General features: G+C 62.9%; 15 protein-coding genes. 10 read left to right on the top strand and 5 right to left on the bottom strand.

The window, feature by feature from the left end; all coding sequences use genetic code 11:
• The first annotated feature begins 2 nt into the window (after positions 1-2).
• Positions 3-1,787: a diguanylate cyclase domain-containing protein gene (locus ACB037_RS18590; RefSeq protein WP_371175717.1), complete on the top strand. Its 1,785-nt coding sequence runs from the start codon at positions 3-5 to the stop codon at positions 1,785-1,787.
• A gap of 18 nt (positions 1,788-1,805) precedes the next feature.
• Here ACB037_RS18590 and fabV read toward each other — a convergent pair whose 3' ends face one another.
• The gene (gene fabV / locus ACB037_RS18585) at positions 1,806-2,993 is read right to left on the bottom strand and encodes an enoyl-ACP reductase FabV (protein ID WP_371175708.1); all 1,188 of its coding nucleotides are present in this window, start codon (positions 2,991-2,993) and stop codon (positions 1,806-1,808) included.
• 452 nt (positions 2,994-3,445) lie between these two features.
• On the opposite strand from fabV, the gene ACB037_RS18580 reads away from it, so the two are divergent.
• Together ACB037_RS18580 and trpS are read left to right on the top strand one after the other, a co-directional pair.
• On the top strand, positions 3,446-3,880 hold the full coding sequence (locus ACB037_RS18580) for a universal stress protein (protein ID WP_010672329.1): 435 nt from the start codon (positions 3,446-3,448) through the stop codon (positions 3,878-3,880).
• A gap of 191 nt (positions 3,881-4,071) precedes the next feature.
• The gene (gene trpS, locus ACB037_RS18575) at positions 4,072-5,085 is read left to right on the top strand and encodes a tryptophan--tRNA ligase (RefSeq protein WP_104455000.1); all 1,014 of its coding nucleotides are present in this window, start codon (positions 4,072-4,074) and stop codon (positions 5,083-5,085) included.
• On the opposite strand, the gene ACB037_RS18570 is transcribed toward trpS, so the two are convergent.
• Positions 5,064-6,038 carry a LysR family transcriptional regulator gene (locus ACB037_RS18570; RefSeq protein WP_039040672.1) on the bottom strand — a complete coding sequence of 325 codons (975 nt, stop codon included), beginning with the start codon at positions 6,036-6,038 and terminating at the stop codon, positions 5,064-5,066. The genes trpS and ACB037_RS18570 overlap by 22 nt on opposite strands.
• 91 nt (positions 6,039-6,129) lie before the next feature.
• Between ACB037_RS18570 and ACB037_RS18565 the strand changes: the two genes are divergently transcribed.
• On the top strand, positions 6,130-7,029 hold the full coding sequence (locus tag ACB037_RS18565; protein WP_010672326.1) for a DMT family transporter: 900 nt from the start codon (positions 6,130-6,132) through the stop codon (positions 7,027-7,029).
• Positions 7,014-7,175: a hypothetical protein gene (locus ACB037_RS18560; protein ID WP_010672325.1), complete on the top strand. Its 162-nt coding sequence runs from the start codon at positions 7,014-7,016 to the stop codon at positions 7,173-7,175. The genes ACB037_RS18565 and ACB037_RS18560 overlap by 16 nt, the downstream gene beginning before the upstream one ends.
• Positions 7,176-7,306: 131 nt before the next feature.
• On the opposite strand, the gene ACB037_RS18555 is transcribed toward ACB037_RS18560, so the two are convergent.
• Positions 7,307-7,765 (bottom strand): DUF6314 family protein, encoded by a 459-nt coding sequence (locus ACB037_RS18555; protein ID WP_371175707.1) that lies wholly within the window; start codon positions 7,763-7,765, stop codon positions 7,307-7,309.
• 42 nt (positions 7,766-7,807) lie between these two features.
• Between ACB037_RS18555 and ACB037_RS18550 the strand changes: the two genes are divergently transcribed.
• Positions 7,808-8,662 carry a DMT family transporter gene (locus ACB037_RS18550; RefSeq protein ID WP_041212087.1) on the top strand — a complete coding sequence of 285 codons (855 nt, stop codon included), beginning with the start codon at positions 7,808-7,810 and terminating at the stop codon, positions 8,660-8,662.
• Between the two features lie 62 nt (positions 8,663-8,724).
• Here the strand turns inward: ACB037_RS18550 and ACB037_RS18545 are convergent, their stop codons facing one another.
• Both ACB037_RS18545 and ACB037_RS18540 read right to left on the bottom strand, forming a co-directional pair.
• Positions 8,725-9,588 (bottom strand): GGDEF domain-containing protein, encoded by an 864-nt coding sequence (locus tag ACB037_RS18545; protein WP_371175706.1) that lies wholly within the window; start codon positions 9,586-9,588, stop codon positions 8,725-8,727.
• Positions 9,589-9,757: 169 nt separating this feature from the next.
• Entirely contained in the window at positions 9,758-10,471 is a 714-nt protein-coding gene (locus tag ACB037_RS18540; RefSeq protein ID WP_346199488.1) for a 3-deoxy-D-manno-octulosonic acid kinase, read from the bottom strand.
• Between the two features lie 138 nt (positions 10,472-10,609).
• Between ACB037_RS18540 and ACB037_RS18535 the strand changes: the two genes are divergently transcribed.
• The 4 genes from ACB037_RS18535 to spoT all read left to right on the top strand — a co-directional run bounded on the left by ACB037_RS18535 (position 10,610) and on the right by spoT (position 15,201).
• Positions 10,610-11,710 carry a glycosyltransferase family 9 protein gene (locus ACB037_RS18535; protein WP_346199487.1) on the top strand — a complete coding sequence of 367 codons (1,101 nt, stop codon included), beginning with the start codon at positions 10,610-10,612 and terminating at the stop codon, positions 11,708-11,710.
• A gap of 256 nt (positions 11,711-11,966) precedes the next feature.
• A complete protein-coding gene (gmk, locus tag ACB037_RS18530) occupies positions 11,967-12,593 on the top strand; it encodes a guanylate kinase (RefSeq protein ID WP_336591562.1) in 627 nt (208 codons plus the stop codon).
• Between the two features lie 79 nt (positions 12,594-12,672).
• On the top strand, positions 12,673-12,948 hold the full coding sequence (gene rpoZ / locus ACB037_RS18525; protein WP_005307060.1) for a DNA-directed RNA polymerase subunit omega: 276 nt from the start codon (positions 12,673-12,675) through the stop codon (positions 12,946-12,948).
• A gap of 135 nt (positions 12,949-13,083) precedes the next feature.
• Complete coding sequence (gene spoT / locus ACB037_RS18520) at positions 13,084-15,201, top strand: bifunctional GTP diphosphokinase/guanosine-3',5'-bis pyrophosphate 3'-pyrophosphohydrolase (protein WP_039040667.1); 2,118 nt, start codon at positions 13,084-13,086, stop codon at positions 15,199-15,201.
• Positions 15,202-15,246: the final 45 nt, after the last annotated feature.

The following is a 15,246-nucleotide window of genomic DNA, read 5'->3' as shown; positions in this document are numbered from 1 at the left end:
TAATGGCACTGGCGCTGCTCTGGATGACCCAGTTGCAGGCAGCTCCCTCCTTGCTGAAAGAGGCTGAATTGCAGGCGGCGCGCGATCCCGTCGGCTATCTGCAGCGCCTCGACGCCAGTCCCCAGCAGGATATGGAACTGTTCTACGCCAGGTCCCTGGCCCAGGCAGCCCTTGGCCGCTATCCCCAGGCACAGCGCGACAATGCCCGCGCCCGCGGTCTGGCCAATGCCCAGCAGGAGACCCTTCGCCTGCTCGACTTCCGGTTGCAGCAGATTGCCCTGACCCTGGATGCCGATACGCCGGATCAGGCGCTCGAGCTGCTCACCCAGCTCTGGCCAGCGGTCCGGCATCACCCCAGGCAGGTCTCGGAGTGGCATGCCCTCAACGGGCTCGCCCTCTACCGTACCCAGCAGATGAAAGAGGCGATCCTCGAGCTCAAGACCGCCTATCACCTCAAGCAGAAAGAGCCGGGTTCCATCCTCTCCACCTTGCAGTGCGGCCGTCTGCTGATGACCCTCGGCAACCTCTATGCGGACCTCAATCTCTACCGTGAGGCCGAGACCTATTATCAGGATGCCCTCGGCCAGATGGTGCAGCTCAACGAACCCAACAGCCAGGCCATCATCCGGGCCAACATGGCCAGGCTCTACATCGACATGGGTCAGCCTGCCAGGGCCAGCCAGTTGCTCGATACCCTGCTGGCCACGCCGAGCCTGTCACCCCACTATCGCGCCATCGTCCTCGGCTACCAGGCCATGGTGTTCAACGCACGGGCGGACTGGCACTCAGCCTGGCGCAGCCTGGAGGAGGCACAAGCCATCTATGACAGGCTGGATAGCCCGCAGGCAGCCTCCCGTCTGACCGAGATCCGGGCAAGAACCCTGCTGGGTCGTGGCGAGAAGCAGCTGGCCCTGCAACTGCTGATGGAGCACACCGCCCCTCTCTCCATGGATGGTCGGGCGATGCAGGCCAGGTTGCTGGCCGATCTGGGCCGCTACCCCGAGGCCTACGGGGCCATGACCCGCTACATGCAGTACTACAAGCAGCACTTCAACCAGACCCTGAGCCAGCACGCGGCCGCCTTCCAGGTCGAGATGGATCTGGCTCGCAGCGAGGCCAGCAATCGCGCGTTGCAGCAGGAAAACGAGAGCAAGCGCCAGCAACTGCTCTACCAGCAGAGTGCCCGCTACTACCAATTGCTGCTGCTGGTGCTGCTGGCCGTCGCCCTGATCCTGCTCGGGCTCACCACCCGCAGGCTCCACCGCAGCTCGCGCCACCTCTACAAGCTCGCCACCTTCGATCAGCTGACCGGGCTGCCCAACCGGCGCGCCCTGCTGGAGAGACTGGGTCAGCAATGGCTGCACGAAACGCCCCTGACCCTGCTCATCATCGACATCGATCACTTCAAGCAGATCAACGACAAGCATGGTCACCAGGCGGGGGATCAGGCTATCCGGCAGTTGGCCAGGGAGCTCAAGAGCTGGGCGCCGGACCAGCAGTTGATCGGGCGCTGGGGCGGGGAAGAATTTCTGGTGGCCATGACCCAGGACGGGGCCACCTGCTGGCGGCAGGCGGAGCAGCTGAGAAGCCGGATCGCCTACCTGGCGGCCCCCCACATGACCATCAGCATCGGAGTGGCGGAACGCTCGACGCAGGATGACAGCCTGAGCCAGCTCATCCATCGGGCCGACATGGCCATGTATCAGGCGAAGCGCCAGGGGCGCAACCAGACCGTGCTGGCCCAGTCTCCCCACCTTTCCCCTGAACTGGCCTGCAACGTCGCCTGATGGCCCCTCGTGCGGGTGTCAGGGCGTCAGCTCAGTGAGTGACGCCACGTTCACCGGCGCACCGTAATCCACCCCCGGCAGCTCGAAGCCGTTGAGCTGCATGAACTCCTGGCGCAACCCTGCAAAATCCCCCAGGGCGCGAAAGTTCTCCGGCGTCACCTTGGGCCAGAGTGCCGAGACGGCGGCCTGCACCGCTGGCTCAAGCTCGTGGTCATCCATCCGGATCAGCCGGTTGCCATCGGCGACGACCCCTCTGGGCCCGTACATCTTGTCGGCAAACAGCCGCTGCATCTGCTCGATGCAGCCCTCGTGGACACCACGCTCCTTCATCACCCCCATCAACAGGCCCAGATAGACAGGCAGCACCGGAATAAACACGCTCGCCTTGGTCACCAGCGCCTTGCAGACCGACACCCAGGCATGACCGCCAATCCCGGCAAGTTGCAGGTTGATGGTCTCGGCGGTGGCGTGCAGGTGCTCCTTGGCATAGCCGATGGTGCCGTCCCGATAGAGGGGATAGGTGGACTCGGGGCCAATGTAGGAGTAGGCGACGGTCCGGGCACCGGGGGCCAGGCAATCCGCCTGCTGCAATGCCTGCATCCAGCGCTGCCAGTCCTCGCCCCCCATCACGGTGACGGTGTCGCGGATCTCCTCCGGGGTGGCTGGCACCAGCGACTGCTGCACCAGCGCATCGTGCTCCAGATCCAGCCCCCAGCCTTGCAGCGGCTGGCCTGTGGTCTTGAGCACCGAGCGTACCTGTGTGCCATCCGGCATCACCCTGACTCCGCTCGCCAGCGAATAGACCACCAGATCCACCTGCCCGAGCTGCTGGCGGAGGACGTCGATGGCCTGCTGGCGCATGGTGTCGGAGAAGGCATCCCCGATCAGGTTGACGGCGATGCGACCGGCTTGCTCCGCCGCCTGACGAAACCAGATGTTGTTGTACCAGCCAGCACTGCCGAGCCCCTTGTCGGAGGGACCCCGCTCGAACGAGACGCCCAGGGTATCGGCCCCGGCGCCGAAGGTGAGCGCGATCCGGGACGCCAGCCCGAAACCGGACGATGCCCCCAGCACCAGCACCCGTTTCGGCCCGTTGAACGGCCCCGCCGCCCGCACCTGTTCGATCTGTTGCAGCACGGCGGCGCGACAACCCATGGGGTGGCAATTGCGGGCAACACAACCCTGGATCTGGGGATGAATGATCATGAAGGACTCTCCGGTGCATCGGTGGGACATGAGAAACGGCCATGACAGCGTCACCCGGTTGCAGGTGAGGAGCCCTGGCCGTTTTGCCAAGGGAACTGGCTACAGCATAACCAAGGGGGGCGGGATTACCTTGATGTCGGACGGGATATGGGCTGGAAGAGGGCAGAAAAACAAAAGGGAGCGCGAGGCTCCCCAAAGCGGTATTCAGATGCTTTTTGTTGTTTTGTGTTCATTGCGAAGCACGGGCACATCCTATTCCCCCACCTTCCCGAGGGCAATAGCACGCCTGTGACCGGCGTCAAACTCCTGTTCAAAATATGCACTCCCCGGCCACCTGCACCTCTACGCCTTCCGGTTCGGGGTCAGGCAAATCCTGAAACTGTGGCGACGATGCCGTTTTAGTTTCAGCAGACATTGGTATAGTGGACCCAGGATCAGTGAGGAGAACTCCCATGAATGGAACCTATTACAAACACGTACTGGCCGCGATCGACCTGTCGGAAGACAACCGCAAGGTGATCGAGAAGGCGGTCGACCGGGCCCGCTCCAACGGCGCCAAGCTGTCGGTGATCCATGTGGATGTGGACCTCAAGGATCTCTACACCGAGATGATCGACATCGACATCGACAACGTGCAGGACCAGGTGATCGCCGAAGCGAAGGAGAAGCTGGAAGCCTTCCTCGCCTCGGTGGACTACCCCATCGAGAAGAAGCTGGTCATCTGCGGCGATCTGAGCGAGCGGGTTAACCAGGCGGTCAAGGACTACCAGATCGACCTGCTGGTGTGCGGCCATCGCCAGAGCTTCTGGAGCCTGCTCACCTCGAGCGCACGCCAGCTGATGAATACCGTGCCCTGCGACATGCTGGTCGTGCCCTTGCAGAAGTGATCGAACAGGCGTAGTGTGATTTGCCATGAATATGACCTCATTCAATCACAACTACTGGTGGTGCCGCTTCTAAACAGGCGGCACTGCTTTTCTATGTAGAATTTCCCAAAGAAAACACCGTGACCGCCGAGAGGCGGTCATTGTTTTCATCCCTTTGTCGCCTCCCGGCTCACCCAACTGGAGAGAGTGACATGCACAACCCCGTGATCCTGACCGGCGACCGCCCCACCGGCAAACTGCACATCGGCCACTACGTCGGCTCCCTGCGCCAGCGCGTGGCCGCCCAGCACCATTACCGCCAGTTCGTCATGATCGCCGATCTGCAGGCGCTGACCGACAACGGCCACAACCCGGCCAAGGTGACCGACCACGTGCTGGAGGTAATGGCCGACTACCTGGCCGCCGGCCTCGACCCGGCCAAGACCACCTTCTGCCTGCAGAGCGCCCTGCCCGCCCTCGCCGAACTCACGACCTACTACCTCAACCTGGTCAGCGTCGCCCGGCTGGAGCGCAACCCCACGGTGAAGGCCGAGATCCAGCAAAAAGGGTTCGAGCGCAGCCTGCCCGCCGGCTTCCTCGTCTATCCGGTCAGCCAGGCCGCCGACATCACCGCCTTTCGTGCCACTCACGTGCCGGTGGGCGAGGATCAGCTGCCCATGCTGGAGCAGACCAACGAGATAGTGCGCCGCTTCAACACCCTGGTTGGCAAAGAGGTGCTGACCGAGTGCCAGCCCATCCTGAGCGACACCGGCCGCCTGCCCGGCATCGACGGCAAGGCCAAGATGTCCAAGTCCCTTGGCAACACCATCGAACTCGGCATGTCGAGCGACGAGATCAAGCAGGCGGTGTTCGCCATGTATACCGACCCCAATCACCTCAAGGTGAGCGATCCAGGTCAGGTGGAGGGCAATACGGTGTTCGCCTATCTGGATGCCTTCCACCCCGACAAGGCCCTGGTGGCCGAGATGAAAGCCCACTACCAGCGCGGTGGTCTGGGGGACATGCGCTGCAAGCAGGTACTCAACGACTGCCTGCAGACCCTGCTTGCTCCGATGCGGGAGCGGCGCGAGGCAGCCATCGCCGACAAGCGCCAGCTGCTGCGCCTGTTGCAGCAGGGTACCGAGCAGGCCCGGGCCCTCACCGACGAGGTGCTGGCCGAGGTGAAGGGGGCGATGGGGCTGGACTACTTCTCCGGATTGGCGTGATCTGCCCCCTGCGGCGCGGGATGGCCGAGCGCATCCGCGCCGTAGCGCTCCCTCGCCAGCCGGTGCAACAACCCCTTGAACCAACCGATCGCCTCGTCATGGGCACTGAGCGGGTGGCCCGCCATCAGGTAGACGATGGGGATGGCGGGTTCCAGCTGGTGCAGGCGCAACGGATAGTGGCGACAGAAGTGGCGCCCGATCATCTCGGGCACCACCACCAGGTAGCGGCCGGTCGCCATCAGCGGCGGTACCGCCATAAAGCTCGGCAGCCTGACCCCCAGCTCCCGCTCCACCCCGAAACGGGCCAGCCAGAGATCCACCATGGCCTGGCTGTGGCCCCAGCTGGAGGTGTGGATATGGGGGCGGCTGACCAGTTCTCCCGGCCCCAGCATGTCGGGCAGAGCGCTGCCGAGGGGCGACAAACAGACCAGCGGATTGCTGAACCACTCCTCGCGCCACAACCGGGGCGAGAGGTGGTTGGCACCGGCAAACCCGATCACCAGATCCAGTTCCCCCTTCTCCAACTCCCGCTCGTAGTCGCTGTCCGCCAGCTCGCACACTTCCAGTCGGCAGTGGGGAGCCTGCTGCACCATCCACTCCACCAGCACCGGCACCAGGCCGTGCTCCACCGAGCCCGGGGTGGCGATGCGAAAGATCCGCCGGGCACTTGCCGGGTCGAATCCCTTGGCCTGACGCAGCCCCTGCTCCAGCATCGCCAGCGCCTGGCGCACCGGGCTCGCCAGCGCCTTGGCCCGTTCGGTCGGCATCATCTCGCGCCGACTCATCACGAACAGGGGGTCGTCAAGCGCCGTTCGCAGCCGCCCCAGCGCATGGCTGACGGTGGACTGGGAGAGGTGCAGCCGTTCGGCGGCACGGGTGACGTTGCGCTCCTGCATCAGCATGTCGAACACGGTGAGCAGGTTGAGGTCGAGGCGGGAGAGGGGCAGTTCCATCGATATTGACCATAGTTGAATGACGACAATTCATTTTTGGCATAGTAGCAGATTGCATAGAATGCGCAGGCGAATTACATCGGAGATTCAAATGCGTAGCTATCTGTTGTTGCTGGCGATCGGCCTGTTGTGGGGCTCCCAGTTCATTTTCATGCACCAGGCCGTGGCTGAACTGCCCCCCATCATGGTGGCCGCCGGACGCGCCCTGTGCGGCAGCCTGACCCTGGGTCTGCTCTGCCTGTTCATGCGCCTCAAGAGTGAACACACACCCTGGCGAACCTATATGCTGATCGCCCTGCTCGACGCCACCATCCCCTTCATCATGGTGGCCTGGGGACAACAGTACGTGGACAGCGCCATCGCGGCCGTGGTCATGGGTTGTATCCCCTTTGTGACCATTCTGGCGGCTCCCTTGTTTATTTCTGGTGAAAGAATCACCAAGGGCGGCCTCGTCTCCGTGATCATCGGCTTCGTCGGCGTGCTGGTACTGTTCTGGCCCAAGCTGACCAGCGGCATGAATGCCGGGCTGCTCGGTGCCATGGCCATCCTGTTCGGTGCCAGCTGCTTCGCCATCGGCCTGCTGATGATCAAGCGCTTTGCCAAGGACCATCCTGTGGTCGTGGCCCGCAACATCCTGATCTCCTCGGCCATCCAGCTGCTGCTGGCCGCGCCCTTCGTGGCCGACCTGAGCAGCCTCACCCTGCCGAGCCAGCAGGCCATGGGCGCCGTCGCCATGCTGGGGATCTTCTGTACCGGCCTGGTCTACTTCCTCTACATGGCGCTGATCCAGAAGGCGGGCCCGACCTTCGCCTCCTTCAGCAACTACCTGGTGCCGCTGTTCGGCGTCATGCTGGGAGCCCTGTTCCTCGGCGAGCAGATCCAGTCCACCACGGGCGTGGCGCTGGCCCTGATCCTGGGTTCGGTCGCCCTCAACCAGTGGGCACAGCAGCGCCGCCAACAGCGGGAGGCTGCCCTATGTCAGGCATCCTGACCACCCTCTGCGGCGGTCTGGTACTGATAGCCGGCTGGCAGTATCGCCACCGGCTGGCCGGGGTGCTGGGTCTGCTGATGGTGCTGCTGCCCTGGTTCTTCGACAGCAAGCTGCAAGCCATGCTGAACTATGCACTGAATGCCTGAAGACCCTCTCTGCGTGTGTGACGAGAGTGTATCTCTCCTGTTTTTGGGACCGTTTTAACAAAACCTCCGATTTGTCCCCTCTACCGGCGCCCTGCGCCGGTTTTTTTATGCCTGCCTTGCCCTGCCGCCCGTCACACCCGATAGCGATAACCGAGCCGCTCATTCTTGCGTGGGCCGGTGATCTGCCAGCCGAGCAGAAAGCCGTCCTCGGTCGGCGTCAACTCGGCGCTGTAGTGATCCTGGCCGCACAGGTGGGGCTCGGCGGTGAGCCAGCGACCATCCCCCTGCGGCAGCAACTCGAACAGCACCACCGGCTGCTCGTAGCGCAGATGGGAGAGCCGGATCCCCTGCTCGCCGCGCTGCCACCAGAAGCGGTTGTGCATGGTCAGCTCCCGGCCATGGGGCGTGGTGTAGCGACCCGTCTCGGCATACAGCCACCCCCCATGGTGATCGGTCACCACCACGGCACCCTCCCCGCGACCGCACCAGTCGGTGGCGGATCCGACCCCGTTGCTCGCCTCGAAGGCAAATGCTCCGATCTGTGACAACCCTTCCCATAAACGCTGGATCGCGCCTTCCAACTCGGCCATCATAGCGCCCTCAAAATTGACAACTGACGACAATTCAATCACATGAACTACTTGATAGGGGTTACCCTGCTCTGGTCCTTCTCCTTCAGCCTGATCGGGGTCTACCTTGCCGGTCAGGTGGATGCCTACTTCTCGGTACTGACCCGCATCGTGCTCGCCAGCCTGGTGTTTCTGCCCTTCCTGCGCCGTCGCTGGCTGCGCCCCGATCTGGTGGCCAAGCTGATGGCCCTCGGTGCCATCCAGCTCGGCATCATGTATCTGTTCTACTACCACTCCTTCCTGCTCTTGACGGTACCGGAAGTGCTGGTGTTCACCATCTTCACCCCCATCTATGTCACCCTGATCCACGACCTGCTGGAAGGGCGCTTCAAGCCTGTCTATCTGTGGGGGGCCCTGCTGGCGGTGCTGGGGGCGGCCGTCATCCGTTTCGACGGCCTGACCGAAAGCTATGTACTGGGATTCCTGGTGGTGCAGGGCGCCAACGTCTGCTTCGCCCTGGGCCAGGTAGGCTACAAGGTGCTGCTGGCCCGGGAGGCTGAGCAGCCGCCCCAGCTGGCGGTGTTCGGCTGCTTCTATCTGGGCGCCCTGGTGATCGCCCTGCCCGCCTGGTGGCTGCTGGGCAAACCTCAATATCCCGCCAGCCCCCTGCAATGGGGCATCCTCTTCTGGCTGGGGGTCGGGGCATCCGGGCTCGGCTACTTCCTGTGGAACAAGGGGGCGACCCTGGTCAGCAGCGGCGTGCTGGCCATCATGAACAACGCCCTGATCCCGGCAGGTCTGCTGGTCAATCTGGTGCTCTGGGGAAAAGATACCGACCTGCTCAGGCTCGGTCTGGGCGCCCTGCTGATGCTGGCTTCTCTCTGGGTCTGCCAGCGTCAGCAGGTCAGTGAGCGCTGACTGAAACCATTGACGCTGATGGGTCCATCGGCGTCAATGGGTACGCGGACAGTGACTGGCCGTCAGCCGACCACGGCGTTGTGTTCCCGCTTCGCCTGACCGTGGCAGGAGGCCAACCGGGCCAGCAGGTGATCGAGCTGCTCGGCAATCTGGCTCTGCACCAGGCCGATGCTCACGGTCACCGGGCGCTGGGGCAGCAGGCTGGCGTCGGCGATCTCGAGACGCAGCCGCTCGGCAATCTCCAGGCCGCTCAACCGATCGGTCTGGGAGAGCATCAGGATGAAGCCGTCTTCGTCCCAACGGGCGAAGGGATCTTCCCGGCGCAGCTCGCGGCGCACGATGCGGGCCAGCTTGGCCAGCATGGCGTCGCAGGCCGCTTCCCCGAACAACTGCAGGATCTTGCTGCGGTGATCCACGCTGAACTGCAGCAGACAGAAACTGCCGCTCTCGCTGGCCAGCCGTTCATCCAGCAACAGCTCGAAGTGGCTGCGGCTCTCGAGGCCGGTGAGGGGATCCGTGTCATGGCGATCCTCCAGGGGCGCCATGGCGGCATCCAGATGGCGAACCACCCCCAGCAGTTGACCCCCTTCGTCGCGACGGACCCGCTCCTCCAGCCGGATGTAATGGCCCTGATGGTGCAGGATGCGGTACTCGAGTCGAAGCCCGTTGCTGCGCCCATGCTGACAGGCCTCCAGGGCCTCTGCCAGACGGGGAGCATCATCCGGATGTACCCGATCCAGCCAGCCGAGATCTCCCAGCTCGCCCCCCTCCAGACCCAGCAGTTGCAGACAGGAAGGGTCCCGCCTCAGACCCTGCCCGGCCGACCAGGTCCAGATCCCGGCCTCCAACATCGCCATGGCCTGTGCCATCAGCGTCACCTCAAGGGGAGTGGTGACCTCAACCCCGGGAGTCTCATACCTTTCCATCACGCGCCTCGAAACCGGATCTGAATATCTGTCCAAGCAATCACACTCAATAAGTAACATTGGTGCTGGCGCCGAGCAACCGCGCCAGCATCGCTGGCCTCGCACCTCTCGCCCCCGGTGGTCCGCCATCAGGGCCTGCCAGCCTCCAGCTACGAAGTGGAACCCGACGTCACACCACCTTGCCCTGATAGCCTGCCATCAGGGCCTGCCAGTTTTCCGGCACGAAGTGGAAGCTGGTGTGCAGTTGCGACTCCTTGTTGAAGGAGCGCAGCAACCGCTCCAGGTTGGCCTGCTGCCAGTTGCCGGGGGAGCGGATGGCTCCTTTGTCGAAGTCGATCACCCACACCTTGCCCTCCTTGTCGAGCAGCAGGTTGTGGCTGTTGAGATCCGCATGATAGACCCCTGCATCGTGCAACTGGCGCACCGTTTTGCCTATCTTGTGCCACACCTCACCGGCGATCGGCCCCTGCTTGAGCAGGGCCACCAGATCCTTGGCGCCGCGAATGCGCTCGATCAGGATGTCGGCCCGATAGAAGGGCCCCTGCTTGACCATGCGGGCCGCAAAGGGGCGCGGCACCGGCAGCCCCTGTTCACTCAGGGTCGCCAGCAGACGATATTCAGCCATGGCCCGGCTGCTCTCCACCCCTTCAAACCAGAACCGGTCACGCACCAGCTTGCCCACCATGCCGCCACGGTAGTAGTGACGCAGCACCAAGTGACGGGACTCATCCTTCACGAACCAGGTCACCCCGCGGCCGATGGAAGAGCCCACCACCTGGCGATGGGTCTGCCACCAGACAGGATCGAACAAGGCAGGGGAAGGATCGCGGAAGACTCCGTCGGCATACCAGCAGACCTGGTTGTGGGTGGTGTGTGTCAGCATGATGAGAATTCCGGTCGATAGTGGGTGCAGGGCATCCATTCAGAAAGCCGTGTCGGTCGGGCAACCGGCGCAATTTTACAATCCACAGGGGAGTTTGCATAATGCCATCCATCCATTTTGCCATCGTTGCGCCACATCATGCCGCTGTTCCAAACGCCGCCCTCCTCCATCTGCATCCTGCGGCTCTCCGCCATCGGAGATTGCTGCCACGCGCTGGCGCTGGTGCGCGTCATCCAGCGGGAGTGGCCCCAGACCCGCATCACCTGGATCACCGGCAAGATTGAGGCGACCCTGTTCGCCGATCTGCCGGGGGTCGAGGTCATTCCCTTCAACAAGAGCAAGGGGTGGCGCGGCTATCGCGATCTCTGGCAGACCCTCAAGGGGCGCAGGTTCGATGCCCTGCTCCACCTGCAGGCCGCCATGCGCGCCAGCATCGCCACCCTCGGCATCAAGGCCAAGGTCAAACTCGGGTTTGATCGGGAGCGCGCCAGCGACGGTCAGTGGCTGTTCACCAACCATCGGGTCCCCTCACCCGCCTCCCCCCACGTGCTGGACGGCTTTCTCGCCTTCGCCAAAGAGCTCGGGATAAAAGATCTGACCCCGGACTGGCAACTGCCCATCAGCGCCGAGCACCAGACCTGGGCCCGGGAGAAGGTGGGTGGTAAGCCGACCCTGCTCATCTGCGCCGCTGCCAGCAAGGCATTCAAGAATTGGACTGCCGCCGGCTACGCCGCGCTGGCGGATCATGCCGCAGACAAGGGCTTTCAGGTCTATCTGTGCGGCGGACCGGCCAGGCTGGAGCGGGATCTCGCCGCCGAGATCCAGCGCCTCAGCCAGAGCAAGCCGGAAGATTTGGTGGGGCAAACCAGCCTCAAGCAATTGCTGGCGCTGATTGGCGAGGCGAGCCTGGTGCTGGCCCCGGATACCGGCCCGGCCCACATGGCCACCTTGGTGGGGACACCCGTGATCGGCCTCTACGCCCACCACAACCCCGCCCGTACCGGCCCCTATCTGTGCCGGGATTATCTGGTCAGCGTCTATCAGGAACTGATTGAGCAGGAGACCGGCAAGCCGCTGGCCGAGCTCGGCTGGCGCACCCGCCTCAAGGATCCGGACGCCATGGCCAAGATAAGCCGCGAGCGGGTCATCGCCGCCTTCGACCGCCTCTGTACCGACAAGCATCTTCTACCGACCCAGGGCAACTCGGAAATTCCGAGCCCTGGCGCAGGGATAATCTGATGGCCCGGCCCCGGCTCCGTGGGCAGAATGGCCCTCTATGCGGGTAACGCCCGCACAGCAAGCTACGGATATTTTGATCGGCTGGAATATGATTCCGGCCGTTTTTTTATCCGCCCCCATCTGCTAACATTCGCCGCCTTTACATCCTCCTGACTCTGATTCCTCCGCGCATTGCGAGCAACCGTCTCCCTTATCGGGCACAAGACGGCGGCCTCTGCTACAACCAAAGCGCGGATCATCGCTTAAAGGTACAGACATGGCGCAACAAGGCACTCTCTATATCATCTCTTCCCCGAGCGGGGCCGGTAAGTCCAGTCTGCTCAATGCCTTGCTGACCCAGCACAACGCCGCCGGCAAGATGCAACTCTCGGTCTCCCACACCACCCGCGCCACCCGTCCCGGTGAAGAGCACGGGGTGCACTACCACTTCGTCAAGGTGGAAGAGTTCAAGGCGCTGATCGAGCGCGGTGACTTTCTGGAGTGGGCAGAAGTCTTCGGCAACTACTACGGCACTTCCCGCGCCGCCATCAAGGCCTGTCTGGCGCAGGGCATCGACGTCTTCCTCGACATCGACTGGCAGGGTGCCCGCCAGATCCGCGAACTGATGCCGACCAAGTCCATCTTCATCCTGCCCCCCAGCCGCGAGGAGCTGGAGCGCCGCCTGATCGGCCGCGGCCAGGACAGCGCCGAGGTGATCAAGGGCCGGATGGAGAAAGCCATTGCCGAAATGGTGCACTACGACGAGTATGACTATGTCATCATCAATGAAGACTTTGATCAGGCACTGTTCCAGCTCAGGGCCATCATAGAGTGCCAGCGCCTGGAAATGCGTCAGCAACAGCAGGCCCAGCAAAACTTGCTGAAACAGCTACTGGCAGAGTAAGCCAAAAACAAGTAAACTTTTGCGTCATTTTTAAACACCGCTTTTTCAATCACAGAAAGCCCAAACACTGGAGTCCCGCATGGCCCGCGTTACTGTAGAAGATGCTGTAAAACAGGTAGGTAACCGTTTTGACCTGGTGCTGGTCGCTGCGCGCCGCGCTCGTCAAATCGCGGTACAAGGCAAGGATCCCCTGGTCGACGAAGAGAACGACAAGCCGACCGTGATCGCCCTGCGCGAGATCGAACTGGGTCTGGTCAACAACCAGGTGATGGATACTCAGGACCGCTATGAGCAGCAAGAGCAGGAAGCCGCCGAGCTGGCTGCCGTTGCTGCCATCGCAGAAGGTCGCGGCTAAGTCAGTCGCCTCCCATAGTCGGCGCCCGCCCGGGTGCCGGCTGTTCTCCCCATTTACAACCGCTCGAAAACCTCGCAAACTCGAGGGCATACCCTCAATTTCACGGATTGCCGTTTAACCGCTGCGGGGACTGTCTTGTATTTATTTGAAAATCTTAAAGAAATAGCCAGTTCCTACCTGCCACCCGAGCAGGTTGAGAAGCTCAGGCAAGCCTATGTGGTAGCCCGTGATGCTCACCAGGGACAGATGCGTTCCAGTGGTGAACCCTACATCACTCATCCCGTTGCCGTGGCCCGCATCCTGGGCGACATGCGCCTCGATCACGAGACTCTGATGGCTGCCGTGCTGCACGACGTCATCGAAGATACCCCTGTCACCAAGGACGATCTTGCCGAGCAGTTTGGCAACGCCGTCGCCGAGCTGGTCTCCGGTGTCTCCAAGCTCGACAAGCTGAAGTTCCGCGATCGCAAGGAAGCCCAGGTCGAGAACTTCCGCAAGATGATGATGGCCATGACCCAGGACATCCGGGTCATCCTGATCAAGCTGGCCGACCGCACTCACAACATGCGTACCCTCGGCTCCTTGCGACCGGACAAGCGCCGCCGCATCGCCCGGGAAACCCTCGAGATTTTCGCCCCCATCGCCAACCGCCTCGGTATTCACACCATGAAGAACGAGCTGGAAGAGCTCGGTTTCGAGGCGCTCTACCCCATGCGCTCCCGGGTACTGCGGGAATCGGTGCGCCGCGCCCGTGGCAACCGGCGCGAGATCATCGACTCCATCCAGAGCGAGATTGAGGGGCGTCTGCGGGAAGCCGGTATCGATGCCCAGGTGAGCGGACGCGAGAAGAACCTGTTCTCCATCTACAACAAGATGGAGAAGAAAGAACTGCAATTCCACGAAGTGATGGATATCTATGCTTTCAGAGTGAGAGTGAAAGACATAGACACCTGCTACCGGGTGCTTGGGCAGATGCACAGCCTCTACAAGCCGCGCCCCGGTCGCTTCAAGGATTACATCGCCATCCCCAAGACCAACGGCTACCAGTCCCTGCACACCTCCCTGGTGGGGCCCCACGGGGTACCGGTGGAGGTGCAGATCCGCACCGAGTTCATGGACCAGATGGCTGACAAGGGCGTCGCCGCCCACTGGGCCTACAAGCAGGATGGGGACAGCTCGGGTACCACGGCCCAGATCCGCGCCCAGCGCTGGATGCAGAGCCTGCTGGAGCTGCAACAGAGCGCCGGCAGCTCCTTCGAGTTCATCGAGGGGGTCAAGACCGACCTCTTCCCCGACGAGATCTACGTCTTCACACCGGAGGGCCGCATCATGGAGCTGCCCGCCGGCGCCACCCCGGTGGACTTCGCCTACACGGTGCACACCGACATCGGTCATGCCTGCGTCGGTTCGCGGGTCGACCGCCACCCCTATCCGCTGAGCAGCCCGCTGCACTCCGGTCAGACGGTGGAGATCATCACGGCCCCCGGCGCCCGCCCGAACGCGGCCTGGCTCAACTTCGTGGTGACCACCAAGGCGCGCTCCAAGATCCGTCAGTTCCTGAAGAACCTGCGCACCGAAGAGTCTGTGGTGCTGGGTCGTCGCCTGCTCAACCATGCCCTCGGCGCCAAGAACATCGAAGACATCCCGGAAGCCCGCGTCAAGCAGGTGCTGGCCGACACCAAACACGAGAACCTGCAGGGGCTGCTGGCCGACGTGGGCCTTGGCAACGCCATGAGCGTCATGGTGGCACGCCGCATGCTGGGGGATGAGCTGCCGCCGGAAGAGCAGCCCAAATCCACCAGCAAGAAGATGCCGATCAAGGGTGCCGACGGCATGCTGGTCACCTTCGCCAACTGCTGCCGCCCCATCCCGGGGGATGCCATCATCGCCCACATCAGCCCGGGCAAGGGACTGGTGATCCACCAGGAGTCCTGCCGCAACATCAAGGGCTACAGCCGCGAACCGGACAAATACCTGCCGGTGCAGTGGGAGGTGGACAAGGAGCAGGAGCAGGAATTCCGCACCGGCATCAGCATCGAGATCGTCAATCACCAGGGCGCCCTGGCGGAGCTGGCCAACGTGATTGCCGCCACCGGCGCCAACATCCACGCCATCAGCACTGAGGAGAAAGATGGCCGGGTCTATGTGGTCACCCTGCTCATCACCACCAAGAGCCGGATCCACCTCGCTAACATCATGCGCAAGATCCGGGTCATGCCCAACGTGCTCAGGGTGAGCCGACAGAAAAACTGAACACAGGCGGCGCAAGCCGCCTGCTGCTTTTCAAGAGATACCCAG

It is taken from the genome of Aeromonas sp. S19(2024) (assembly GCF_041402625.1).
In the GTDB taxonomy this organism is placed as follows: Bacteria; Pseudomonadota; Gammaproteobacteria; order Enterobacterales; family Aeromonadaceae; genus Aeromonas; species Aeromonas caviae.
The sequence above is the reverse complement of the archived record's forward strand: the minus strand, read 5'-3'. Positions and strand labels throughout refer to the sequence as shown.